The sequence below is a fragment of the Filomicrobium sp. genome (assembly GCF_025698805.1).
In the GTDB taxonomy this organism is placed as follows: Bacteria; Pseudomonadota; Alphaproteobacteria; order Rhizobiales; family Hyphomicrobiaceae; genus Filomicrobium; species Filomicrobium insigne.
This window is the reverse complement of record NZ_JAILWT010000001.1, coordinates 728,559-752,666: the sequence shown is the minus strand read 5'-3', so window position 1 is coordinate 752,666 and position 24,108 is coordinate 728,559. Positions and strand designations below refer to the sequence as shown.

Here is a 24,108-nt window from a genome sequence, read left to right as displayed (position 1 = left end):
ACTCTTATCTAGCCGCAGTAGATGGTCGCGGAACTTTTCTACTTCCGTCGGCCACAGTTTTCTTATTGTTCCTCCCCAGAACCGGTCATCGCTCATGACATCACCTCAGTTCTGGTTGACCTATAATCGCCTGGTGCAGACGAGTGATTATCTGCAGTCCAATTGGCACGCTGTTTTGCGCACCTTGTATTGCACCCAACATTACGACAGGTGAAAGGCAGATGGGGGGCCGGTTGCCATATGTCGCCTCGCCAAAGGTATAGCGGGACTGTAAGTCACAGGCGGGATAATGCCTCATCTGGCGTCAAGGACGATTCTTTGGGCTTATTCGAATAGAAATAGGACGATTTTACTGCCTGTATTCTTTATATATGAGCGCTATACCCGAAATGAAGCATGCGGTATTGCACACGAACTGGGAAGGGAATGACAGCACTACCTAAGCATTCCGGTCCTGTTTTGCGCGCATACCTGCAACGCATTACGAACAATGAAATTGAAGCTGACCCGGCCCAGCAGGAAGCGGTCGTGCGGCTCGACGAATTGGCGCGCGCATTGAGCCTCTATCGTGCGCGCCGCCGTGGCGTTCTCTCCTGGCTGAACCTTGGGAGGTCGTCAGCCCCTCAAGTGCCAAAGGGGCTCTATATCCATGGCGGCGTCGGCCGTGGGAAGACGATGCTAATGGACCTATTCTTCGAGAATGTTGAGTTTGCGCCCAAGACGCGTCTTCACTTTCACGAATTTATGGCCGAGACCCATGAGCAGATCCAGGCCGCCCGCAAGGATGAGCCTGGAGACCCCATCCCGCTTGCTGCATCTCGTATTGCCGATAGGGCCGGCCTTTTGTGTTTCGATGAGCTTCACGTCACGGACATTACCGACGCGATGATCCTGGGCCGGCTGTTTCGCGTCCTCTTCGCGCGCAACGTTGTCGTCGTTGCAACGTCCAACGCAGCGCCAGCGAACTTATATAAAGACGGACTTAATCGCGCGCTTTTCCTACCTTTCATTGACTTGATCGAAGATCATATGTCGGTGCATGTCCTCGATGCGCAAAAAGACTTTCGGCTCGCTAAGCTTGCCGGTCGTCAGCTTTATTTCTCTCCGGCTGACGAAGTCGCGCGCGCCGAACTGGATGCTCTTTGGATGCGCCTGACCGGAGTAGCGAACCCGTCTTCTCAGGGTATCGAAGTCAAGGGGCGAACAATCGAGGTCCCCGCAGCAGCGATGGGCGTAGCTCGATTTAGTTTTGCCGACTTGTGCGCACGCCCACTCGGTGCACTTGACTATCTTCAGATCGCGCACGCTTTCCATACCTTAATAATAGAAGACATCCCCATTCTGACTCCAGACAAGCGCAATGAAGCGCGCCGCTTCATAAATCTGATTGACGCGCTTTATGACAACAAGGTGGGGTTGATTTCATCAGCGGCGGCCGAGCCTGATGCACTGTATCCGCATGGAGATGGCGCAGACCTATTTGAGCGAACGGTCTCCCGGCTCATGGAAATGCGTACCGAACAATACCTCGAAACGCGAAACCGGCGGGCTGAAAATGTCCGCGCGCTATAGAACTATGGCGCTGCAGGATCTGCCCACTAAATAATACGGCCCGGAACAAGAAGTTCCGGGCCGATCGAAGCAACGAGTATTTTGCCTTTTATTATCGGCTCGTTCCGGAGCTGGCACCCGGCTTCTGGGGCGGCTTCCATTCTGGTGCTGCAGCCAGCGCGTCGCTTGTCGCGGCCGCAGTGATCATCGGCTTATTGGGGTCGGTGTTGTCGATCTTCAACTCGGACAACTGAAGGGCGACGTTCTTTTCACCCAGTCCAAGGAAACCACCGACGCCCACGATGATGGATTCAACCTGACCATCCTTCGTCAGCAATACGTCATTCACGTTGCCGATAGATTCATTGGCACCATTACGGACCGACGAACCGATCAGCTTGCTGACACGAAGCTCGCCCTGACCGATTGTCGTGGCGCCTGCATCAGCGGTGGACTTGCTCATGGTCTCCGCGCTTGGGGACTGAGCTGAAGCGCCGGGCGCTTTGTCTTCCATGCCAGCAGCACCGTTGCTTGAACCCGGCATGGCGCTATCAGGAGTGGCCGGCTTGTTCTGCGTGTCGCCCATTGACGGCTTGGCCGGATCAGCGCCTGGAGCCGCGCTCTGCGCGAAAGCAGGGCCTGCAGCCATAAGTGCCAGTAGCGAGGCCGTGGTGATGAGCTTTTTCATAGCGATAAACCTCTTTTACATCCTTGGGAGCTGTTCAACCGCCTTACTGCGGCTGAGCGCTGCCTGCAAAGGCAACTGCTCCAAAGAACGGCCCATCCCGAAGTAGGGTTCCATGTCAATCTGACGCTACGATACGCAAGATGCTCCCAACGGAATATCCGCTGGGAGCATTTATAGTGACGTCAATTGATTGTTTCGCTGAGTTCCGTACGAACGTTAGCAATCGCGCGTTATGGTTTCCCACCGAGTCCAAAACTGGATCGACGTGACGACGGCTCGTCCGCTTTCTCGGTCCCGTCGGAATTGGTGTCGGCCAGTTCGGTAGGAGGTGTCAAAGTCTTCGCTTTGGCTTTAGCGAATTTCGGCCCCGCACCATAAATGAGAGCGGCTCCGGCCATGTCGCCGACGGCGAGATCGTGTTGCGTCTCATCATATTTATAGAACATCAGAGATCCGCGCTCGCTGGGATGATCAAGGCCGATCGCATGACCGAGTTCGTGCGCCAGCGTGTACCGTAGATCATAAGCAGCTAGGTCGCCATCGAACCCAACTTTCCACGGCATGTCAGGATTGAGGCAGATCAGTGAACGTTTTATTTGGCGCGTGCCGGGGGATACGCGGTCAGCCGCCAGTTCGACATTTGTGAAGGCGCGACCGATGCCTCTAACCTGAGCGCCGATCAAAATATTCGCCACTTGCGGCGTAGCCGCCTCAACAAAGCGAATGTTTGCCGCTTCTTCCCACATGTGCGTTGCTTTGGTGAATTCCTCGCGGAATTGCCTCATGGAAATACGCGAATGGTCGAGCGCCTTGCCCATAGGCTGCATAGCTCCGCAATTGCGGGCATCTTTGCTATGCACGATCTTATTGGCAAAGGCGTAGGTGACGACCGTTGTTTCGCTGGACTGAATTGGAGACCATCTTGCGAAATGCCCCTGAAGCTTGAGAAGCTTGTAGTTGTCTTCCTCGGCCAGCACGGCTGGCGCCAAGAAGATATGCGCGGCAATAAAGCTTGCCAGCGCGCAATAGATTCCCCGTATCAACGTGTCCCTCCTGCCCCTACTTGCCTTAAACCTCATGATCCCCTTGGGCCGCGCTTGACCGCCTTACCACGCAAGGCGCGCCGGCAAATTTATCTTGCAGTGCACATGCATCGCCTATCGAGGGAACCTTCGTCAACCCCCGGGCGTTACAAAGGGTTGTGCGCAACTCTGGCTACCGTTCGGGAATTCAGATTCTCCGAAGTGGGACTGTCGGTGTCCACATTATCGGTAGGAAACCGCCGGCCGACGCATCCATCAGATACTTTGGGCGATCTTCCGTCAGCAAACCTGAGCCGTTATTCAGGTCTGTGTTGGCGATGGCCATCTGTCGCACTTTGGATCCCAGCTTTAGTGCAGTCTCAAAGTGTGCTGAATTGGACGCGCTCACCGTCATTCATCCACAAGACCAAGATTTATTCCAAATTGAAGGAGATAACGCTCAATGGCGCGCACCAAAATCGCACTCATCGGCTCTGGCATGATCGGCGGTACGCTTGCGCACCTTGTCGGTTTGAAGGAGCTAGGCGACGTCGTGATGTTCGACATCGCCGAGGGACTTCCCAACGGCAAGGCGCTCGATATCGCGCAATCCGGAGCCGTGGAGGGTTTTGATTGCGCATTGAAGGGCACGAGTTCCTACGCTGATATCGAAGGCGCCGATGTTTGCATCGTGACCGCCGGTGTTCCGCGCAAGCCGGGTATGAGCCGCGACGATCTGCTGGGCATCAATCTCAAGGTGATGGAGCAGGTTGGCGCAGGCATCAAAAAATATGCACCGAACTCTCTGGTCATCGCGATCACCAATCCCCTCGATGCGATGGTCTGGGCGCTTCAGAAGGCGTCGGGTCTGCCACGTAACATGGTCATCGGAATGGCCGGCGTTTTGGATGCCTCCCGCTTCCGTCACTTTCTCGCGACTGAGCTGAACGTATCGGTTGAAGACGTGTCGGCCTTCGTTCTGGGCGGTCACGGCGACGACATGGTGCCGCTGATCCGCTACTCCACCGTTTCCGGCATTCCCCTCCCTGACCTTGTAAAGATGGGCTGGATCAAGCAGGAACGCCTCGATGAAATCGTGGACCGTACCCGTAAGGGCGGTGGTGAAATCGTTGCACTCTTGAAGACCGGCTCGGCTTTTTACGCTCCAGCCGCATCCGCCATCGAAATGGCTGACAGCTATCTCAAGGACAAGAAGCGGGTTCTGCCTTGCGCCGCATACTTGAACGGCGAATATGGGGTCAAAGGACTTTACGTTGGTGTTCCGGTGGTGATCGGCGCAGGTGGCGCCGAACGGATCGTTGAAATCGACCTGAACTCCGGCGAACGCGCGATGTTCATGAAGTCGGTCGAATCAGTGAAAGGCCTTGTCGATGCCTGTAACCAAATTGCACCGCAGCTCGGCGCCTAGATGATCGCAAACGGCGCACCCAAATGGTGCGCCGTTTTGGTTTTAGCCCCCCGTGGCAACGGAATGTGTCGCCTGCTGAGCGAATTTTGCTGCGATAGACAACCTAAGTTGATCGCGCCTTGCTCAGGAAGCGCACTGGTATATGGTATGCCAAGCTGATCCAAAAAACGGGCAGCCCCAAGGAATGGCAATGGAACTGGCCGTCGCATTTGAGGCGTCCAGCAAGCGGAAAAGCTCAACATGAACATTCATGAATATCAGGCCAAAGAACTATATCGCCAATACGGTGTTCCCACTCCGACAGGCTATCCTGCCTTTACAGTCGACGAAGCTGTTGCGGCCGCGCAGAAATTGCCCGGCCCGGTTTGGGTGGTAAAAGCCCAGATCCACGCTGGCGGCCGTGGCAAAGGTTCGTTCAAAGAGGCCGAAGCAGGCGACAAAGGCGGGGTTCGTCTCGCCAAGTCAATTGATGAGGTGAAGGAATTCGCCAATCAGATGCTCGGCAAGACGCTTGTTACCGTACAGACGGGCGCAGCCGGGCGCCAAGTCAATCGGCTATATATTGAAGACGGCTCCGCCATTGAGCGCGAACTTTATCTCTCCGCGTTGGTCGATCGTGCGACCTCGCGCGTCGCCTTCATCGTGAGCCAGGACGGCGGCATGGACATCGAGAAGGTGGCTCACGATACGCCTGAACGCATCACCACGCTGTCGATAGATCCGGCTTCGGGCTTCCAGCAATTCCACGGCCGTAAAGTCGCATTTGCGCTGGGCCTCAAAGGCGATCAGGTCAAGCAATGCGTTAAGATGGTCAATGCACTTTATAACATGGTCATCGAGAAGGATATGAGCCTGCTCGAAATCAATCCGCTGGTCGTGACCAAGGACGGCAGCTTGATCGCGCTCGATGGCAAGATGGATTTCGATTCCAATGCGCTCTTCCGGCATGCCGAAATTGTCGAAATGCGCGACCTGGCAGAAGAAGATCCGATGGAGCTCGAAGCCTCCAAGTACGATCTCTCTTATGTCAAACTCGATGGCAACATCGGCTGCATGGTCAACGGTGCAGGTCTCGCCATGGCCACGATGGATATCATCAAGCTGTACGGCGCCGAGCCAGCCAACTTCCTCGACGTTGGCGGTGGCGCGTCCAAAGAAAAGGTGCAAGCCGCGTTCAAGATCATTCTCAACGATCCGGCGGTGAAGGGCATTCTGGTCAACATTTTCGGCGGCATCATGCGGTGTGACATCATCGCTGAAGGCGTCGTCGCGGCCGCGCGCGAGATGGAAATCAAAGTTCCACTCGTTGTCCGTTTGGAAGGCACAAACGTTGATCTCGGCAAGAAGATCCTCAGCGAATCCGGGCTGAAGATCATTCCGGCTGACGATCTGGCCGATGCTGCCAAAAAGATTACGGACGAAGTGAAAGCCGTCGCGTGAGCCTCTCGCCACGCATCCAAGTTGAGATCAGATTTCTATAAAAGGCTCACCAATGGCCATTCTTATCGATAAGACAACCAAGGTAATCTGCCAGGGGCTCACCGGCGCGCAGGGCACCTTCCATACTAAGCAAGCGCGCGCCTACGGCACCCAGATCGTTGGTGGCGTCACGCCGGGCAAAGGCGGCACAAAGCACCCGGACGCCGAACTGGCAGACATCCCGCTTTATGACACCGTGATCGATGCCAAAAAGGCGACCGGCGCAACGGCCTCTGCCATCTATGTGCCGCCGCCGTTTGCGGCAGACGCCATCCTCGAAGCGATTGATGCCGAAATCCCGCTCATCGTGTGCATCACCGAGGGCATCCCGGTTATGGACATGGTCAAGGTGAAACGCGCCTTATCTGGCTCCGCGTCGCGCCTTGTTGGTCCGAACTGCCCCGGAGTTTTGACTCCGAATGCCTGCAAGATTGGCATCATGCCTGGCAACATCTTCAAGGCGGGTACGTGCGGGATCGTCTCCCGTTCAGGAACCCTGACCTACGAAGCGGTCAAGCAGACCACGGATGCCGGCATCGGCCAATCGACGGCTGTCGGCATCGGCGGCGACCCAGTGAAGGGGACCGAGTTCATCGACGTGCTCGACATGTTCCTCAACGACCCCGACACCCATTCGATCATTATGATCGGCGAAATCGGCGGTTCGGCTGAAGAAGAAGCGGCCGAGTTCATCAAGCAGGCAGCAGCGGCAGGCAAGCGCAAACCCATGGCTGGTTTCATTGCCGGTGCCTCGGCGCCTCCAGGCCGGCGCATGGGCCACGCCGGCGCGATCATCTCCGGCGGCAAAGGCAAGGCTGAAGACAAGATCGCAGCGATGACCGAAGCCGGTATTGCGATGGCCGATAGCCCAGCCTCGCTCGGTACTACACTTTCGGCGGTCTTAAACCGTTAGTCAAAACCTACTAAGTACAGTTAGACCTTCGCCGTCTTGCGTGGCGGCGGAGGTCTTTTAATGTCCGGACACGATGCCTAATATCAAGACATAGTGTCCCAAATTTTTTTGGGCGCTATCTCGGAGGGTGAGGATGCGGGCGTGATTGCGTGTCCTCGATCTGGCGTAATGTCGGAGTATGCAACTGCGAGATCGCGCGCTCTGACGCGATCCGCGAACTGTGGGCCTAACAAACAGGCGGGCGGCTATGACGCGCGAGGCACTTAACCAGTCGTTTCTCTTGACTTCATTCTTGGATGGGGCCAACGCCGCGTATATTGAGGATTTGCAGGCGCAATATGCCGCCAATCCCGGCTCAGTGCCTGACGCTTGGCGGCACTTTTTTGAAAGCCTCCAGGAAGACAAGTCAGTCGTAGAATCCGATCCGGGCAACCCGCCGTGGGCGACGCCCCTCACCAAACTCGAGTCCAACGGCGATCTGGTTGCTGCACTGACCGGTGACTACGCCCAGGTTGAACGGACCCTTCACGGCAAAATCTCCGCCCACGCAAATCATATGGGCGTCGATCTATCACCGGTCGCCTCGCTGCGCGCGACCCAAGATTCCATCCGCGCTCTCATGCTCATTCGCGCGTATCGCGTGATGGGCCATTTGGCTGCCGAGTTGGACCCTCTGGACCTCGCCGACCGCAGAGTGCACGCCGAACTGAAGCCTGAAACCTATGGCTTCACGGAAGCCGACTATGACCGTCCGATTTTTATCGATCGCGTTCTTGGGCTTGAGACGGCGAGCATTCGCCAGATTCTCGATATTCTGCGCCGGACCTATTGCCGTCACATCGGCTACGAGTTCATGCACATCACTAATCCCCTGCAGAAGGCGTGGATTCAGCGGCGCATTGAGGGTGAACGCAAAGACATCAGATTCACCGTCGAAGGCAAGAAAGCGATCCTCAACAAGCTGATCGAAGCTGAGACCTTCGAAAAGTTCGCAGACGTCAAATACACCGGTACGAAGCGGTTCGGCCTTGACGGCGGCGAAGCAATGGTCCCAGCCCTTGAGCAGATCATCAAGCGCGGCGGCCAGTTGGGTGTTCGTGAAATCGTTATCGGCATGGCTCACCGCGGCCGCCTCAACGTTCTCGCCAATGTCATGGCGAAACCCCATCGCGCCATTTTCAATGAATTCAAAGGCGGGTCGTTCAAGCCGGACGACGTGGAAGGATCGGGCGACGTCAAATATCACCTCGGCGCCTCGTCGGATCGCACCTTCGACGGCAACAACGTTCACCTCTCGCTGACGGCGAACCCCTCTCACTTGGAGATCGTTGATCCTGTAGTGCTGGGCAAGGTACGCGCGAAGCAGGATCAACACGGCTGTGCACCGAACGAACGCACGTCGATCATGCCCTTGCTGCTGCACGGTGATGCGGCGTTCGCAGGGCAGGGCGTCGTTGCCGAATGCTTTGGCCTGTCCGGTTTGAAGGGGCACCGTACCGGCGGCTCGGTTCACTTCATCATCAACAATCAGATCGGCTTCACGACCAACCCGCGGCACTCGCGGTCCTCGCCCTATTGCACGGACGTGGCCAAGATGGTTGAGGCGCCGATCTTCCACGTCAACGGTGATGATCCGGAAGCCGTCGTTCACGTCGCGAAAATCGCAACTGAGTTCCGGCAGAAATTCCAAAAGCCGGTCGTCATCGACATGGTCTGCTACCGGCGGTTCGGTCACAACGAAGCCGATGAGCCGATGTTCACGCAGCCGCGCATGTACCGCCGAATCAAGGCGCACACGCCGGTCGCGCGTCTGTACGCCGACAAACTGATCGAGGAAGGCGTCCTGGCGGATTCGGATGTTGACCAGATGTACGCGGGCTTCCGCTCGCATCTGGAGGAAGAATTCGCGGCTGCAGACGCCTATAAGCCAAACAAGGCGGATTGGCTCGACGGCCGGTGGTCATCCATCGGGTTCGCCGAGGACGAAGCTCGTCGCGGTGTGACGGGCGTAGACATCGACACGCTTCGTGATATCGGCCGGCGTATTACGACGATCCCCTCGGACTTCATCGTGCACAAAACCGTGCAGAGGTTGTTGGATCGCCGCCGCGAGATGATTGACTCAGGCGTCGGCATCGATTGGGCCATGGCCGAACACTTGGCTTTCGGCTCGCTGGTTCTTGAAGGTTTCCCGGTGCGTCTGTCCGGACAGGATTGCGAACGCGGCACCTTCTCCCAACGTCACTCCGTCCTTACCCATCAAGAAACAGAAAAGCGTTTCACGCCCCTACGGCACATCTCTGCCGACCAGGCGCGGTTCGAAGTTATTAACTCGATGCTTTCGGAAGAAGCCGTACTAGGTTTTGAATATGGGTTTTCGCTGGCTGAGCCCAACGCGCTTGTTTTGTGGGAAGCGCAGTTTGGCGACTTCGCCAACGGCGCGCAGGTGATCTTCGATCAGTTCCTGTCGTCAGGTGAACGCAAGTGGTTGCGCATGTCAGGCCTCGTCTGCCTGCTTCCGCACGGATACGAAGGTCAGGGCCCTGAGCACTCTTCGGCCAGACTCGAGCGATACCTACAACTCTCGGCGGAAGACAACTGGCAGGTGGCCAACTGCACCACGCCAGCGAACTACTTCCACATCCTGCGTCGCCAGTTGCACCGCAAGTTCCGCAAGCCGCTGATCCTGATGACGCCGAAATCGCTCCTCCGTCACAAGCGCGTAGAATCCCGCTTGGAGGAGATAGCGACCGGAACAACGTTCCACCGCGTTCTTTGGGACGATTGCGACCGCCAGATGCGAAACGCTTCGGGTCTCAAGCTTAAGCCGGACGACCAGATCCGCCGCGTCGTTCTCTGCTCGGGCAAGGTCTACTACGATCTTTACGAGAAGCGACAAGCCGCCGGACTTGAGGACGTCTATCTTCTGCGCGTCGAACAGCTTTATCCGTTCCCAGCACGCACGCTTATCCAGGAGCTCGGCCGCTTCACCAACGCCACCGAATACATCTGGTGCCAGGAAGAACCGAAGAACATGGGAGCATGGACCTGGATTGAACCGAACCTTGAATGGGTTCTCGATCATATCGGCGCGAACGCTTCTCGGGCCATCTATGCCGGGCGTCCCGCATCGGCGTCGACGGCCACCGGATTGGCAAAACGTCACCAGACAGAGCAACAGACGCTTGTCTCAGAGGCTTTGAACGCTTAAGCGCTCTCCTCATATTGCAGCAAGCCATTTTCGGGGGGCGCCTGTCAGGCGCTTCTGCTAGGAAAAGCGAAAGGTCCGGCGAAGATGTCCATCGAGATTCGCGTGCCCTCATTGGGTGAGTCTGTTACCGAAGCCACGGTCGGCCAGTGGTTTAAGAAGCCGGGCGATCCGGTGAAGGTCGACGAGCCTCTTGTCGAACTGGAGACGGACAAGGTCACGGTAGAGGTGCCGGCCCCCTCGACCGGTGTTCTGGCGGACATCATTATCCAGCAGGGCGAGACTGTCGAAGTTGGAGCCTTGCTCGCGACTTTGGGTCAAGGAACTGAGGCGAGCCCAGCCCCGGCCGCCAAGCCGTCAAAAGCCGCTGCAGCACCAGCCCCTGCCGAAAGCTCGAGTTCCTCCAAGGAGGACATGCCGCCATCTCCAGCAGCTCGAAAGGCGCTGGCAGAAGCAGGCCTGTCGAAAACAGACGTGGAAGGCTCTGGTCGTCGCGGCCAAGTGCTCAAACACGACGTCCCGGCTGTTTCTGCTCAGCGCGCGCAGCCAAGTTCATCAGCGACGGCATCTTACGTGCCTGTAGCCGCACCCGCTCCGTCGCAAGGTCTGCGCGTGCCATCCGCGCCCGTTGACGACCAGCGCGAGCAGCGCGTTAAGATGACCAGGTTGCGTCAGACGATCGCCCGTCGTTTGAAAGATGCACAGAACACCGCTGCTATGCTGACCACCTTCAACGACGTCGACATGTCGGCGGTCATGGAGATGCGCAGTCAGTACAAGGATCTTTTCGAGAAGCGTCACGGTGTCAAGCTGGGCTTCATGGGCTTCTTCGCGAAAGCTTGTATCCAGGCCTTGAAGGAGATTCCTTCGATCAACGCGGAGATCGATGGCCAAGATCTGGTCTACAAAGACTACTACCACATTGGTGTCGCCGTCGGGACGGACAGAGGGCTCGTCGTGCCCGTCGTCCGCGAGGCCGACAAAATGTCGATCGCCCAGATCGAAGGCAAGATTGCCGAATTTGGCCATAAGGCCCGTAATGGACAGCTCGGCATCGAAGAGATGCAGGGGGGCACCTTTACGATCACCAACGGCGGCGTCTTTGGTTCGTTGATGTCGACGCCGATTCTTAATGCGCCGCAGTCCGGTATTCTCGGTATGCACCGCGTCGAGCAGCGCCCCGTCGTTCTGAAAGATGGCTCTATCGTCGCGCGCCCCATGATGTATCTGGCGCTCTCCTACGACCACCGCATCGTCGATGGCAAGGAAGCCGTGACCTTCCTGGTTCGCGTCAAGGAATGTCTTGAAGACCCGCATCGCTTCGTTCTCGACCTGTAAGTCCGCGGAGCCCCGCACGTGATCGCAAGAGATTGAGACGAAGGAGCGAAACGAAATGGCAGGACCTTACGATCTGATCGTCATCGGCACTGGTCCGGGAGGCTATGTGTGTGCCATCCGGGCCGCCCAGCTTGGGCTCAAGGTGGCGGTCGTCGAAAAGCGCGCCACGCATGGCGGCACCTGCCTCAATGTCGGCTGCATTCCGTCAAAGGCATTGCTGCATGCCTCCGAACTCTATGAAGAGGCGGGCCACGGCTTCGCCGGTATGGGGATCGAGGTCAGCCCTAAATTGGATCTGGCAAAAATGCTGGCCTTCAAGGCTGACGGCATCAAGGGCAACGTTGATGGCGTTGCCTTCCTTCTGAAGAAGAACAAAATCGATTCCTACACAGGCACCGGACGTATTCTCGCACCTGGAAAGGTGAGCGTAACGCCGGAAAAGGGTGAAGTTGTCGAGTTGGAAACGAAGGCAATCGTAATCGCTACCGGTTCCGACGTCGCAAAGCTGCCGGGCGTAGAGATTGATGAAAAGCGCGTTGTTTCTTCGACTGGCGCGCTTGAACTGAGCAAGGTCCCGTCGACGATGATCATCGTTGGCGCCGGTGTGATCGGCCTCGAACTCGGCTCGGTCTGGCGTCGTCTGGGCGCTAAGGTCCACGTCGTTGAATTCCTTGATCGCATCCTGCCGGGAATGGACAATGAAGTAGCGAAGCAGTTTCAAAGGATCCTGTCCAAACAGGGCATCACCTTCCAGCTTGGCGCCAAGGTAACGTCCCTCAAGAAGGACAAGTCGGGCTGCAAAGTGCGCGTTGAGCCGGTTGCCGGTGGAGATGCAACGGAACTTGCAGCAGACGTTGTTCTCGTTGCAATCGGCCGGGTGCCATACACCGAGGGATTGGGGCTCGAAGAATTGGGCGTCGCACTCGACAATCGCCGCCGCATTATCGTCGACGATCACTTCGCAACCAATGTCGATGGCGTCTACGCTATCGGCGACGTGATCGCAGGGCCGATGCTGGCCCACAAAGCGGAAGACGAAGGCGTGGCGCTTGCCGAGCTGCTGGCGGGCCAGGCGGGCCACGTCAACTATGACGTCATTCCCAATGTGATCTATACGTACCCAGAGGTCGCTTCTGTCGGGAAAACCGAGGAAGAGCTGAAGGAAGCCGGTATCTCCTACAATGTCGGAAAATTCCCCTTCATGGCCAACGGCCGCGCGAAAGTGAACCGGACGACGGACGGCTTCATCAAAGTGCTAGCCGATGCGCACACGGACAGGATACTCGGCGTCCATATGGTTGGGCCGCACGTTGGCGAGCTTATCGCCGAAGCGGCTGTGATCATGGAATTTGGCGGCTCGTCAGAAGATCTGGCGCGCACGTGCCATGCACACCCCACGCTTACGGAAGCCGTCAAGGAGGCCGCCATGGCTGTCCAAAAACGCGCCATTCACATGTGAGCCAACGGCCAAACTTGCGCAAGACAGGATACGGTCTCACGCATAGTTCACAGTGTCTATCAGCGGATGCGCAAATAGAAATGGCATTTTGTTGCCTAAAGGCCTACAGCGCCTCGCGAAACACTTGACGGATATCGGGGCAACGCCATTTCGACCTTATTGGACGCCATTGGGCTAAGCGGGCTCCAACTCGGCCTGCTCGTCGCCGTAGCCATCGTTGCGGGCATCGTGCGTGGCTACTCCGGCTTCGGCTTTTCGGCCATCGTCATCGCTGGCGGGACCCTGGTGATCCCTCCAGCGACGCTGGTCCCTGCGCTCTTCATGCTCGAGATCGTCGCGAGCATTCACATGCTGCCTTCGGTCCGGAAAGATATCGACTATCCGAATTTCTGGCCCATGCTGGCGGGATGCGCCGTCGGCCTGCCCCTAGGTCAGTATCTGCTCGTCCATCTTGAGCCCGATACGGTCCGCTTCTATTTGGCTTGGAGCGTGCTGGTCTCAGCATTTCTGATTTGGCGTGGCGTCAGCTTCCATCGCAGCATGACATGGCCTCTTGCCGCATTCACCGGATTCGTGACGGGCTTTGGATCCGGCCTCGCCTCCATCGGGGGCTTGTTCGCAATGGTCATCTTTTTGGGGACGCGCTACCCGCCGGCCCAAGTGCGGGCCGTCTTTGTTGCGATGTTCTTTGCAATGTATGTTTATGGCGTTGGCTTGTCGTCGCTCAACGGCCTGATAAGCGCGACAACGTTCTGGATTGCGCTCATCCTGCTCATCCCCATGATTTCAGGCATTGTTCTGGGGCAGCGGCAATATCTGTCGACTACGCCGGAAGCGTTCCGTAGGTTTGCGTTGTTCCTCCTGATGGCGCTCGCGTCCATCGGCATTCTGCGCATCGTGTTTCTCTGAGGTGCGAGGCGCGCCTCACTCAACCGGGACAACGCGATAGCCAGCGTCACGCAGGAGCTTCACAAGCCCCTCTTCGCCGACGAGATGCAATCCGCCAACAGCGATAAACGCGCCGCCCTCTGCCAGGAGAGGCAATGCGCGCGTGCGCATCGTTCGGTTCCGATTGGTAATCAACGCTTCGCGGAAACCATCAAGATTGTCTGTCACTTCACCGGATTTGGCCGCCACGTACAGCTGCAGCGGAATCACCGCTCCTAGCTTTCTCTGGAGATAAAGGCGCAACACCGTTTCACGGAGATCATCGGCACGGCTTGCGTGAACCAGACTGGCGCGCAAGATCTGGACCTGCTCGTCCATCGGCACGGCCGCGGCGGCTTCGAGCTGCGACTGTAACGTCTCAAGTCCAACGACAGGGATCTTCTTTTCCTGCGCATAGGCGGAGACGACCATATCGAGGACGAGCTTGCCCCCTGCGACCCGTTCGCGCTCGCAAGGGCCAACCGCCAGTATCATGCTCACGACCCAGGGCTTGTACATGTGAGCCATCGCGGTCGGCAGCTTAGCTTCTTCCAGCTTTTTCTCGACCAGCGAGAAAGCTTCGGAAGAGATCACCTGGTCGAGGCGGTGGCCATTGTCGAAAAGCACCAAATCGGAAGCTGCCCCGATAGCCTGCATTGTCGCGACCGGTGAGATATCAGCGACTTCCAACGCGACCACACGAGATTTGCCAATGGCGCTCTTCACGGCATCGGAAAGCTCGGTGATCCGTTCGTCGGTTAGATGGATTGTGCCGAACAGGTAGGAATCCGGCTTTCCGTCGCGTTCAACACGCCACAACGCGGCACCATCATTCGCGGTAGCCTGCGCCTCAGTCATAATCTTCGTAAAGCTCGCAGGATCTTGCGCCTGTACGTCAGCCAAGATATCCCGCCCTGAACAGGTTCCAGCATCTTTGTCGTTAGCGAGAGCGGCGGAGGCATCGAATGCGGAGAGGTTGAACACGAGCCCTATGGCGGCGAGCGCTCCGGCAGCAGCACGCGTAAGAGCGCTGCGCGCGCGCAATAAAGCAAACAACCGGACAGCCGGCATGGCAATGGAACTCCCTAACTGGCAACGACAAGCAAAAATTGGTTTTCAGGTGGGCCCAAATGAGAACCAGCCCCCCTATGGCGTGGGTTTTAACGCAGATCAACCGCCAGAAGTTACCTATGCAACGAGATATCGCACCCGTACGACAGAATAAGCCGGACGGACAACGGAAGGGGGCCTGGGAAGACTAAGGGATTCAACGGAAAATCAGGCGCGAGGATGCGCGGCGTCATAAACTGCGAGCAGGCGGTCACGGTCGACTTCGGTATAAATTTGCGTCGTCGAAAGCGAGGCATGCCCGAGCAGTTCCTGGATTTGGCGGAGATCGGCGCCTGCAGATAGGAGGTGCGTCGCGAAGGAATGGCGCAAAGCATGCGGTGTCGCCGTGTCAGGTAAGCCCAAACTTTCCCGCAGACGTTTGACAGTAAGCTGGATGATGCGGGGCGAAAGCGGCCCACCCTTCGCGCCGACAAATAGGGCACTATCAGGCGGCAGTTTGTAAGGCACCAGTTCCAAATAGCGTTCGACAGCACTTTGAATAACTTCGAGGATCGGCACAAGCCGTTCCTTGCCGCCCTTCCCGACGATCCGCAAACTGTCTCGACCTTTGACCGGCGCGTCCTGTCGTGTCAGCGATAACGCTTCTCCTATGCGTAATCCGGCACCGTACAACAGTAACAATACAGCCGCGTCGCGCGCCAGAACCCAATCGACTTCAGCACCGGCTCCGAGGTCGACAACGGCACCTGCCTTTTCCACGGTCAGCGGTTTGGGCACGCCATGACCGACCTTGGGCATGGCTACTTGCAGAACGGCGCGATTCTTCGCGATCTCCCGTCCTTCCAGCCATTTGAAGAAAGTGCGCAACGCCGACATCGTCCGTGACAACGACCGCGAACCAAGACCTTGGCGCCGCCGCGCAGCCATGAAACCCCGCACGATTTGTGCGGTCAGCTGATTGATATCGACAAGCTCAGGTGATCGCCCTAGGCGGCCAGCCAAGTAGCGTTCGAATTGTTCGAGATCACGACGGTAAGCGGCAAGCGTATGCGCTGAAGCCCCGCGCTCATTGCTGAGGCTTTCGAGCCAGTCTTCGGCTAGCCGCGACAACTCATCGTCGCCAGACACAACCAAAAGCCCTCCGTCTGCGTTAGACTCCCTAGCGTAAAATCGCGCGGCTCACTGCGGACTCTGCCAGAACGATCAGATTCGCCCGCGTCTTTGAAGCCCCATATCGCGACGTTAACCAAGTCGGAGCAATGAAACCTGCCGCTACAAAGTTAAGATTGCCACCCCGCAAACTGAATTACGAAGGAAAAGGACGCCGCGTCGGCGTAGAGCTGGAATTTGCAGCCGTCGCCGCCGCTAAGGTTGCCACGCGTGTTTCAGGCCTCTACGGCGGCAAAGTCGAGCGTGACGACGCCCATCGCTATCGCATTGAGAATTCTAAGTTTGGTCGCTTCGTTGTCGAACTCGACAGCCAATACGCGCACCGCCAACCGGGAGATAGCGTCTATCAAGGAACCGGATTTGCCGCCATCGTGGACGGCTTCCGAGATTCCATGCGGACACTGTATGGGGATCTCAGTTCTCTTGTGGTTCCTTACGAGGTGGTTTGTCCGCCGGTCGCGTTCGACGAGCTAGTGGAACTTGAAAACCTCCTCAAGGCGCTGCGGGAGGAAGGCGCGCAGGGAACGAACGATAATCTGCTGCACGCGTTCGGCGCCCAGTTCAATCCGGAGATCGCGACCCGCGATCCGCACTGGATCCTAAGTGTGTTGAAGGCGGACATCCTGCTCTCCAACTGGCTGCGGAGCATTATGTCGATTGCATTTGCCCGCCGGCTCCTTTCGTTCGTCGATCCGTTTCCCGCGGCCTATGCCTACAAGGTGCTCGATCCCGATTATTGGCCTGACACTGCGAAGCTCATCGACGACTACATTGACTATAATCCGACCCGGAACCGAGAGCTCGATTTGCTCCCGCTCTTCATGTGGCTTGACGAAAAGCGTGTACGTGCGCGGTTGGCCCCGGGTCTCGTCAGGCCGCGGCCCACGTTTCATTGCCGCCTTCCCAACGCCAACATCGGAGAACCGATGTGGAGCCTCACGCTGGAGTGGAACCGTTGGGTCGTCGTTGAAAGGCTCGCCGACAAGCCCGAGTTGTTGGCGGAAATGGGCCCAGCCTACATCGCCAACGCCCAGAGTTTCCTTCCGGGCGATTGGGCGATGATGTGCACCGAGTGGCTAGTCGTTTAAAGCGTGGGGCCGAGATCGGAGGGCTAAACGATCGTTTGTCCCGTCTTCGCCCAGTCCGCAAGAAACTGTTCCAATCCCTTGTCGGTCAGGGGATGTTTGACCAGAGCCTTGAGGGTGGCCGGTGGAACCGTAGCCACATCGGCGCCGATGAGCGCGGCTTCTTTCACGTGGTTCACCGTGCGGATGGACGCCGCCAGAATATCCGTCGAGAAGTTCTGGTAATTGTCATAGATCTGCCGGATCTCACGGATCAGCGCCATGCCATCGAGGCCAATGTCATCGAGCCGTCCAATGAACGGAGAGACGAATGTCGCCCCGGCCTTGGCTGCCAGTAGCGCCTGGTTGGCTGAAAAGCACAGAGTAACGTTGACGAGGGTACCTTCAGAGGTCAAAGCCCGACAGGCTTTGAGACCGTCCAGTGTCAGGGGAACCTTAATGGTAACGTTCTTGGCGATCTTTGCCAGTTCTCGGCCTTCTGCCAGCATCCCATCGTAATCCGTCGCAGCGACCTCGGCGGAAACGGGGCCTGGGACAATGGCGCAGATCTCGCGGATTGTTGTCTTGAAGTCGCCGCCCGCTTTGGCGATGAGCGACGGATTAGTCGTCACGCCATCAAGCAGGCCCGTCGCAGCGAGTTCTTTGATTTCATTGAGATCGGCAGTATCCACGAAGAATTTCATGATCTTCCCCCTGCCATCGGTTCGCCCAATGGCGAAGCCTAGGCTAGTTTGAGTTCTTGGATTTCTCTGTAGCTCAAATATGCGCTGAGCGCCAAAGTCGAGTCGCGCGCAAAGCTAACGATCGCGCTTAACCTGCCAGCGCTGCCGCTAAAGCCCCATGTTGGGCCTTACTGGCAAAAAATCGAGAGCTATAACGCTCAAGATCAACCCGGGTGAAGGCCGCCGCATTGACCAATCTTCTTGATCTACAGCCCGACGTGAAGGCGCGGCAAGGCGAATGCGTGCCTGTGCTGCTCCCGGTCGCATTGGATCAAACATACGACTACCTGGCGCCGCCCGAGGGCGTTCCGCCGCCGGGCAGTTTTGTCCTTGTGCCGTTCGGGCCGCAATCGCGCATCGGGATCGTCTGGGACGAACCACGTGGTACGCCGGCGAAACCGATTGATCCTGCGAAACTCAAGGCAGTGACGGGCACGCTCGATGCGCCGCCTTTGCCTGTTTTGTCTCTCCGATTCGCCGAATGGATCGCCGGATACACGCTGGCGCCGCTCGGCATGGTCGTCCGCATGATGATGAGCGCGCGGGAGGTCTTCGAACCGCAGAAACCGCGATTTGGCGTCACAATCGTCGAAGGGGCAGCGATGCCTCCGCGGATGACGCCTGCCCGCCAACGTGTACTCGACATCGCTTCAGACGGACTGATCCGGGCTAAATCCTCGTTGGCACAGGAAGCGGCGTGCACAACAGGTGTCGTCGATGGTCTGATCACTGCCGGCTGTCTTGTCGAGGCGGCAATTCCACAGAAGCGGTGTCCAATCCCAGAACCCCATCACCGCACCATTGAGTTGAGCGAAGATCAGGAACGCGCCGTCATGGCGCTACGCGCGGCCGTCGACGGTGGCACGTTCGCGGTGACCCTCCTCGATGGTGTCACGGGTTCGGGTAAGACAGAGGTTTATTACGAGGCGGTGGCGCGCGCGCTGGAACGTGGGCGCCAAGTGCTGATCATGCTTCCGGAAATCGCACTGACCAGCCAGTTCATGGGCCGTTTTCAGGATCGCTTCGGCTGCCCTCCGGTGGAATGGCACTCGGCGTTATCAGGCCCCGAGCGGGGCCGCATCTGGCGTGGGGTGGCGACGGGAGAAGCCCGTGTCGTCGTGGGCGCCCGATCGGCGTTGTTCCTGCCTTACACGGATCTTGGGCTCATTGTCGTCGACGAAGAGCACGACGGAGGCTTCAAACAGGACGATCGCGTTCACTACCAAGCCCGCGACATGGCGGTGGTGCGCGCCAGTCTTGGGCGCTTCTCCGTTGTGCTGGCATCTGCAACGCCTTCCATTGAGAGCCACGTCAACGCTCGGACGGGGCGGTATAATCACGTTGTGTTGCCAGGGCGATTTTCCGGTACTGAATTACCTGAGATCGAGGCGATCGATCTGCGCCGGGAACCCCCTGAAAAAGGCCGCTGGCTCGCTCCGCCGCTCGTTGAGGGCATAACTGAGACCTTGGCGCGGGGTCAGCAGTCTCTTTTGTTTCTAAATCGCCGCGGCTACGCCCCCCTGACGTTGTGCCAGAAATGCGGCCATCGCTTCGAATGCCCGCAGTGCACCGCGTGGCTGGTCGAGCATCGCTTTCGCAAGAAGCTGAACTGCCACCATTGCGGATTTTCTCTTCCGATACCGGAGAAATGCCCAAGCTGCGGAGAAGCCGACAAGCTCACGGCTTGCGGTCCGGGTGTGGAGCGCGTGGCCGAAGAAGTCGCAGAGCGCTTCCCGGAGGCCCGGATCGAATTACTTTCCTCCGATCTCATCCCAGGCTTAACCGAAATGCGCCGGGTTATCGAACGGATCGAGCGGCACGAGGCCGATATCATCATCGGTACGCAGCTCGTCGCGAAGGGCCACCATTTCCCAGACCTCAATCTTGTAGGGATTGTCGATGGCGATCTCGGCCTCGCACAAGGCGCTGATCCCCGCGCCGGCGAGCGCACCTTCCAGCTTCTCCATCAGGTGACTGGTCGCGCTGGGCGCGCCTTTGCGCGCGGGCGTGGCCTCATCCAAACTCATCTGCCTGACCATCCTGTGATGGCCGCGATTATCCATGGCGATCGTGAAGCCTTCCTTGAAAGGGAAATTGCGCAACGGCAGGCGGGACTTTTACCCCCCTACGGCCGATTGGCTGCGCTCATTGTCTCCAGCCGCGACAAGCAGGCAGCCGAAATGATTGCCCGAGACATTGCACATCGCGCTCCGCCGGCAGAGCAGATTCGCATTTTGGGCCCGACCGAAGCGCCGATCGCCATAATCAGAGGTCGGCACCGGTGGCGTTTGTTGGCGAAAGCCCGTCGCGACATCGACATTCAAAATTATCTGCGCGCTTGGTTGTCGCGGATGCCGCCGATCAAAGGAGACGTCCGCCTGAGCGTCGATATCGATCCTTACAGCTTCTTATGAGCGTCCGTGAGACGCACGCAGCGCGCTATGAAATGCGCATAAAACTCCGCAGAACCTTATGAAAACACTATTTAAATATAGCCTACGCCTGTTTTGTAGGACCGTATGATGGGATGTTTTTAAGGCGACAATGCTCTCCACGCGAGTGCGCCGCAGCTCGCCACAACTCCCCCAAAACTCCCCAAGGTGGAAGCGGGTATGCACCAACGCAAAGCACAACTGCGTCATTCGTGACCGCATCTCCCCGTTGATGATGCGCGAACTGCGTGTTAGACAGCCCCTCGACGCCCGGACGGGGACGCCGGCTAATGTCGGCTGTGACCGTTGTTGTGGCCAAATAATCCCACCATAAGGGTAGCGAACCGGTATCCCGGGACTTCGCCGATCGCGCCTTAAACTCGTCCTCCCAGTGCGAACGAGAGCAATCGACGTGGCAACAGATCAGACTAATTCGGCCAGTATGCCCGGCCGTTACGCCAGTGCATTATTCGAACTGGCAAAAGAACAGGGTTCCGTAGAGCAGATCGAAGCCGATCTAAAGGCGTTCGAGTCTCTGCTCACCGAAAGTGAAGATCTGCGCCGCTTGGTAGCGAGCCCGGTCTTTGCCGCCGAAGATCAGAGTCGCGCTTTATCTGCGCTACTTGAAAAAGCGGGCATTTCGGGTCTGACAGAGAATTTCCTTCAGGTCATTACGCACAATCGACGGCTGTTCGCGGTGCCTCAGATGATTAAGATCTTCGCTGCGCTGGCTGCTGAGAGCCGCGGCGAGGTCACAGCTGAGGTGACGACAGCCCAGGCATTGACAGATGAACTGACGGCTGAGCTGAAGCAAACGCTCAAGAACGCGGTCGGCAAGGACGTTAAACTGGACGCCCGAGTTGAACCGGCGATTCTCGGCGGACTGATCGTAAAGATCGGCAGCAAAATGATAGACTCCTCACTGCGCACGAAGCTCACCGCAATGAAGGTGAGCCTCAAGGCAGTGAGCTAAAACACCAGAACAATCCGCACGCTGGACCGCAAGGGACGTTGTGCGACCCAAGTTATACAAAGAACTCTGCACCAGATTTGGTGCGCAACCGAAACGCTAAGACAAGAGGTCTATCGATGGAAATCCGGGCCGCAGAGATCTCCTCGATCCTGAAAGAGCAGATCAAGAACTTCGGCAAGGAGGCTGAGGTCTCCGAGATCGGCCAGGTTCTCTCCGTCGGCGACGGCATCGCCCGCGTCTACGGCCTCGATCAGGTTCAGGCAGGCGAAATGGTCGAGTTCCAGGACGGAACGAAGGGCATGGCGCTGAACCTCGAAGCCGACAACGTCGGTATCGTGATCTTCGGTGACGACCGTAGTATTAAAGAAGGCCAGACCGTTAAGCGCACGCAGGCGATCGTAGAGGTTCCTGTTGGTAAGGGTCTTCTCGGCCGCGTCGTTGACGCTCTGGGTAATCCGATCGACGGCAAAGGCCCGATCGTTGCGACCGAGCGTCGTCGTGTGGACGTCAAGGCGCCGGGTATTCTGCCGCGTAAGTCGGTGCATGAGCCGATGGCGACGGGCTTGAAGGCCGTCGACGCTCTGATCCCCGTCGGCCGTGGTCAGCGCGAGCTCATCATTGGTGACCGTCAGACTGGCAAGACCGCGATCATCCTTGACACCTTCCTGAACCAGAAGCCCCTCAACGAGGGCGATGACGAGTTCGCGAAGCTCTATTGCGTATACGTTGCTGTCGGGCAGAAGCGTTCGACCGTTGCGCAGTTCGTCAAGATTCTCGAGGAGCGCGGCGCTCTCGAATACTCCATCGTCGTGGCCGCGACGGCTTCCGATCCGGCGCCGATGCAGTACCTCGCACCGTTCACCGGCTGCGCGATGGGCGAATATTTCCGCGATAACGCGATGCACGCAGTTATCGCGTACGACGACCTCTCCAAGCAGGCCGTTGCTTATCGCCAGATGTCCCTGCTGCTGCGTCGTCCTCCGGGACGTGAAGCTTATCCGGGTGACGTCTTCTATCTCCACTCGCGCCTGCTTGAGCGCGCCGCGAAGATGGGTGATGATCATGGTGCCGGGTCTCTCACTGCGCTCCCCGTGATCGAAACGCAGGCCAACGACGTGTCGGCCTACATTCCAACGAACGTGATCTCCATCACCGACGGCCAGATCTTCCTTGAAACGGACCTGTTCTATCAGGGCATCCGTCCCGCCGTGAACGTCGGCCTCTCCGTGTCACGCGTTGGTTCGGCGGCCCAGACCAAGGCCATGAAGCAGGTCGCCGGTAAGATTAAGGGTGAGCTGGCGCAGTACCGCGAAATGGCGGCCTTCGCTCAGTTCGGTTCCGACCTCGACGCCGCTACGCAAAAACTTCTTGCACGCGGCGCCCGCCTCACCGAGCTCCTCAAGCAGCCGCAGTTCTCGCCGTTGAAGATGGAAGAACAGGTCTGCGTGATTTTCGCGGGTACCCGCGGTTATCTGGACGGTTTGCCTGTAAACGCCATCGGCAAATATGAGCAGCAACTTCTGACGACGCTGCGCACCGATCATAAGAACATTCTTGAGACCATTCGGTCGGAGAAAGCTCTATCGGAGAGCACGGAGAAAGAGCTGATCGGCGTTCTCGACAGCTTCACGAAGAACTTCTCGGTCTAAAGCGAAGTCCAGCCGATGGGCCCCTTAGAAAGGGGCTCATCGAAAAGCAAAATCCCGGTTCGGTATGCCGGGAGCGGATACGGGAACAACGTCTGAAATGGCGAGCTTAAAAGACCTCAGAAATCGCATCAATTCGGTGAAGGCCACGCGCAAAATCACCAAAGCGATGCAGATGGTCGCTGCCGCAAAGCTGCGTCGTGCGCAGGAGGCGGCCGAAGCCGCACGGCCTTACGCTGTGCGTATGGACACGGTGCTGGCAAATCTTGCACGCGCTGTGACAGATACGAACAGCGCATCACCGTTGCTCGTAGGCACAGGCAAGAGCGACGTACATCTGCTCATTATGATGACGGCGAGTCGCGGTCTTTGCGGCGGTTTCAACACCAACATTGCTAAGCTCGTCCGCGTGCATGCACGTAAGCTTCTGAGTGAAGGCAAGCAGGTCAAAATCATTGCGGTAGGCCGCAAGGGCGCAGAAAACCTGCGCCGCGACTTCGGCCAGCACATCATTGAACGCATTGACATGAGCGGCATGAAGTTCGTCGGTTTCGAAAAGGCCGCCGAAATCGGTGACAAAGTCATGGCGATGTTTGAGGCCGGCGAGTTCGACGTTGCAACGATGTTCTTCTCTGAGTTCAAGTCGGTTATTTCACAACAGCCGACGGCTCTGCAGTTGATCCCTGCGCATATCCCCGAAACCGACGGATCCGAGAAATCTTCTTTGGGCGACGCGGTTTACGAGTACGAGCCAGAAGAAGACGCGATCCTGGATTATCTTCTGAAACGCAATATCTCGACGCAGATCTTCCGTGGACTTCTTGAGAACGCGGCTTCTGAGCAAGGCGCACGTATGTCGGCGATGGATAGCGCCACACGCAACGCTACAGAGATGATCGACGCTCTGACGATTACGTACAACCGCCAGCGTCAGGCACAGATCACCAAAGAACTGATCGAAATCATTTCGGGCGCCGAAGCGCTCTAATCGAACA

18 protein-coding genes are annotated in these 24,108 nt (G+C 57.7%); 13 read left to right on the top strand and 5 right to left on the bottom strand.

Annotated elements, in window-relative coordinates:
* Window positions 1–426: 426 nt before the first annotated feature.
* Window positions 427–1,572, top strand: coding sequence for a cell division protein ZapE (gene zapE / locus K5845_RS03355; RefSeq protein WP_052743717.1), 1,146 nt, complete (start codon window positions 427–429; stop codon window positions 1,570–1,572).
* 91 nt (window positions 1,573–1,663) lie between these two features.
* Here the strand turns inward: zapE and K5845_RS03350 are convergent, their stop codons facing one another.
* Both K5845_RS03350 and K5845_RS03345 read right to left on the bottom strand, forming a co-directional pair.
* Complete coding sequence (locus K5845_RS03350; RefSeq protein WP_046477223.1) at window positions 1,664–2,239, bottom strand: PRC-barrel domain-containing protein; 576 nt, start codon at window positions 2,237–2,239, stop codon at window positions 1,664–1,666.
* Window positions 2,240–2,469: 230 nt separating this feature from the next.
* Window positions 2,470–3,282 carry a matrixin family metalloprotease gene (locus tag K5845_RS03345; protein ID WP_287958383.1) on the bottom strand — a complete coding sequence of 271 codons (813 nt, stop codon included), beginning with the start codon at window positions 3,280–3,282 and terminating at the stop codon, window positions 2,470–2,472.
* A 442-nt stretch (window positions 3,283–3,724) separates the two neighbouring features.
* Here K5845_RS03345 and mdh point away from each other — a divergent pair, with 442 nt between their 5' ends.
* The 7 genes from mdh to K5845_RS03310 all read left to right on the top strand — a co-directional run bounded on the left by mdh (window position 3,725) and on the right by K5845_RS03310 (window position 13,996).
* Window positions 3,725–4,690 carry a malate dehydrogenase gene (gene mdh / locus K5845_RS03340; protein ID WP_046477226.1) on the top strand — a complete coding sequence of 322 codons (966 nt, stop codon included), beginning with the start codon at window positions 3,725–3,727 and terminating at the stop codon, window positions 4,688–4,690.
* A gap of 240 nt (window positions 4,691–4,930) precedes the next feature.
* Window positions 4,931–6,130 carry an ADP-forming succinate--CoA ligase subunit beta gene (gene sucC / locus K5845_RS03335; RefSeq protein WP_046477228.1) on the top strand — a complete coding sequence of 400 codons (1,200 nt, stop codon included), beginning with the start codon at window positions 4,931–4,933 and terminating at the stop codon, window positions 6,128–6,130.
* A 52-nt stretch (window positions 6,131–6,182) separates the two neighbouring features.
* Entirely contained in the window at window positions 6,183–7,082 is a 900-nt protein-coding gene (sucD, locus tag K5845_RS03330; RefSeq protein ID WP_046477230.1) for a succinate--CoA ligase subunit alpha, read from the top strand.
* Between the two features lie 247 nt (window positions 7,083–7,329).
* Complete coding sequence (locus K5845_RS03325) at window positions 7,330–10,293, top strand: 2-oxoglutarate dehydrogenase E1 component (RefSeq protein WP_046477232.1); 2,964 nt, start codon at window positions 7,330–7,332, stop codon at window positions 10,291–10,293.
* Between the two features lie 84 nt (window positions 10,294–10,377).
* Window positions 10,378–11,628, top strand: coding sequence for a 2-oxoglutarate dehydrogenase complex dihydrolipoyllysine-residue succinyltransferase (gene odhB / locus K5845_RS03320; protein WP_287958382.1), 1,251 nt, complete (start codon window positions 10,378–10,380; stop codon window positions 11,626–11,628).
* A gap of 55 nt (window positions 11,629–11,683) precedes the next feature.
* On the top strand, window positions 11,684–13,087 hold the full coding sequence (gene lpdA / locus K5845_RS03315) for a dihydrolipoyl dehydrogenase (RefSeq protein WP_046477236.1): 1,404 nt from the start codon (window positions 11,684–11,686) through the stop codon (window positions 13,085–13,087).
* 159 nt (window positions 13,088–13,246) lie between these two features.
* Window positions 13,247–13,996: a sulfite exporter TauE/SafE family protein gene (locus K5845_RS03310; RefSeq protein ID WP_046477237.1), complete on the top strand. Its 750-nt coding sequence runs from the start codon at window positions 13,247–13,249 to the stop codon at window positions 13,994–13,996.
* 15 nt (window positions 13,997–14,011) lie between these two features.
* Here K5845_RS03310 and K5845_RS03305 read toward each other — a convergent pair whose 3' ends face one another.
* Window positions 14,012–15,085 (bottom strand): TraB/GumN family protein, encoded by a 1,074-nt coding sequence (locus K5845_RS03305; RefSeq protein WP_052743719.1) that lies wholly within the window; start codon window positions 15,083–15,085, stop codon window positions 14,012–14,014.
* A gap of 207 nt (window positions 15,086–15,292) precedes the next feature.
* On the bottom strand, window positions 15,293–16,213 hold the full coding sequence (locus K5845_RS03300; RefSeq protein WP_280136723.1) for a tyrosine recombinase XerC: 921 nt from the start codon (window positions 16,211–16,213) through the stop codon (window positions 15,293–15,295).
* 131 nt (window positions 16,214–16,344) lie between these two features.
* Here K5845_RS03300 and K5845_RS03295 point away from each other — a divergent pair, with 131 nt between their 5' ends.
* Window positions 16,345–17,343, top strand: a complete 999-nt coding sequence (locus tag K5845_RS03295; protein ID WP_287958381.1) for an amidoligase family protein — start codon at window positions 16,345–16,347, stop codon at window positions 17,341–17,343.
* Window positions 17,344–17,366: 23 nt separating this feature from the next.
* On the opposite strand, the gene fsa is transcribed toward K5845_RS03295, so the two are convergent.
* Window positions 17,367–18,023 (bottom strand): fructose-6-phosphate aldolase, encoded by a 657-nt coding sequence (gene fsa, locus K5845_RS03290; protein WP_046477240.1) that lies wholly within the window; start codon window positions 18,021–18,023, stop codon window positions 17,367–17,369.
* A 227-nt stretch (window positions 18,024–18,250) separates the two neighbouring features.
* On the opposite strand from fsa, the gene K5845_RS03285 reads away from it, so the two are divergent.
* From K5845_RS03285 to K5845_RS03270, 4 genes are all read left to right on the top strand, one after another.
* Window positions 18,251–20,476, top strand: coding sequence for a primosomal protein N' (locus tag K5845_RS03285; protein ID WP_052744098.1), 2,226 nt, complete (start codon window positions 18,251–18,253; stop codon window positions 20,474–20,476).
* Window positions 20,477–20,906: 430 nt separating this feature from the next.
* Window positions 20,907–21,467 (top strand): F0F1 ATP synthase subunit delta, encoded by a 561-nt coding sequence (locus K5845_RS03280; RefSeq protein ID WP_076605285.1) that lies wholly within the window; start codon window positions 20,907–20,909, stop codon window positions 21,465–21,467.
* Between the two features lie 116 nt (window positions 21,468–21,583).
* Entirely contained in the window at window positions 21,584–23,116 is a 1,533-nt protein-coding gene (atpA, locus tag K5845_RS03275) for a F0F1 ATP synthase subunit alpha (RefSeq protein WP_046477242.1), read from the top strand.
* Window positions 23,117–23,213: 97 nt separating this feature from the next.
* Window positions 23,214–24,101: a F0F1 ATP synthase subunit gamma gene (locus K5845_RS03270; protein WP_046479998.1), complete on the top strand. Its 888-nt coding sequence runs from the start codon at window positions 23,214–23,216 to the stop codon at window positions 24,099–24,101.
* The last annotated feature ends 7 nt before the right edge of the window (window positions 24,102–24,108 follow it).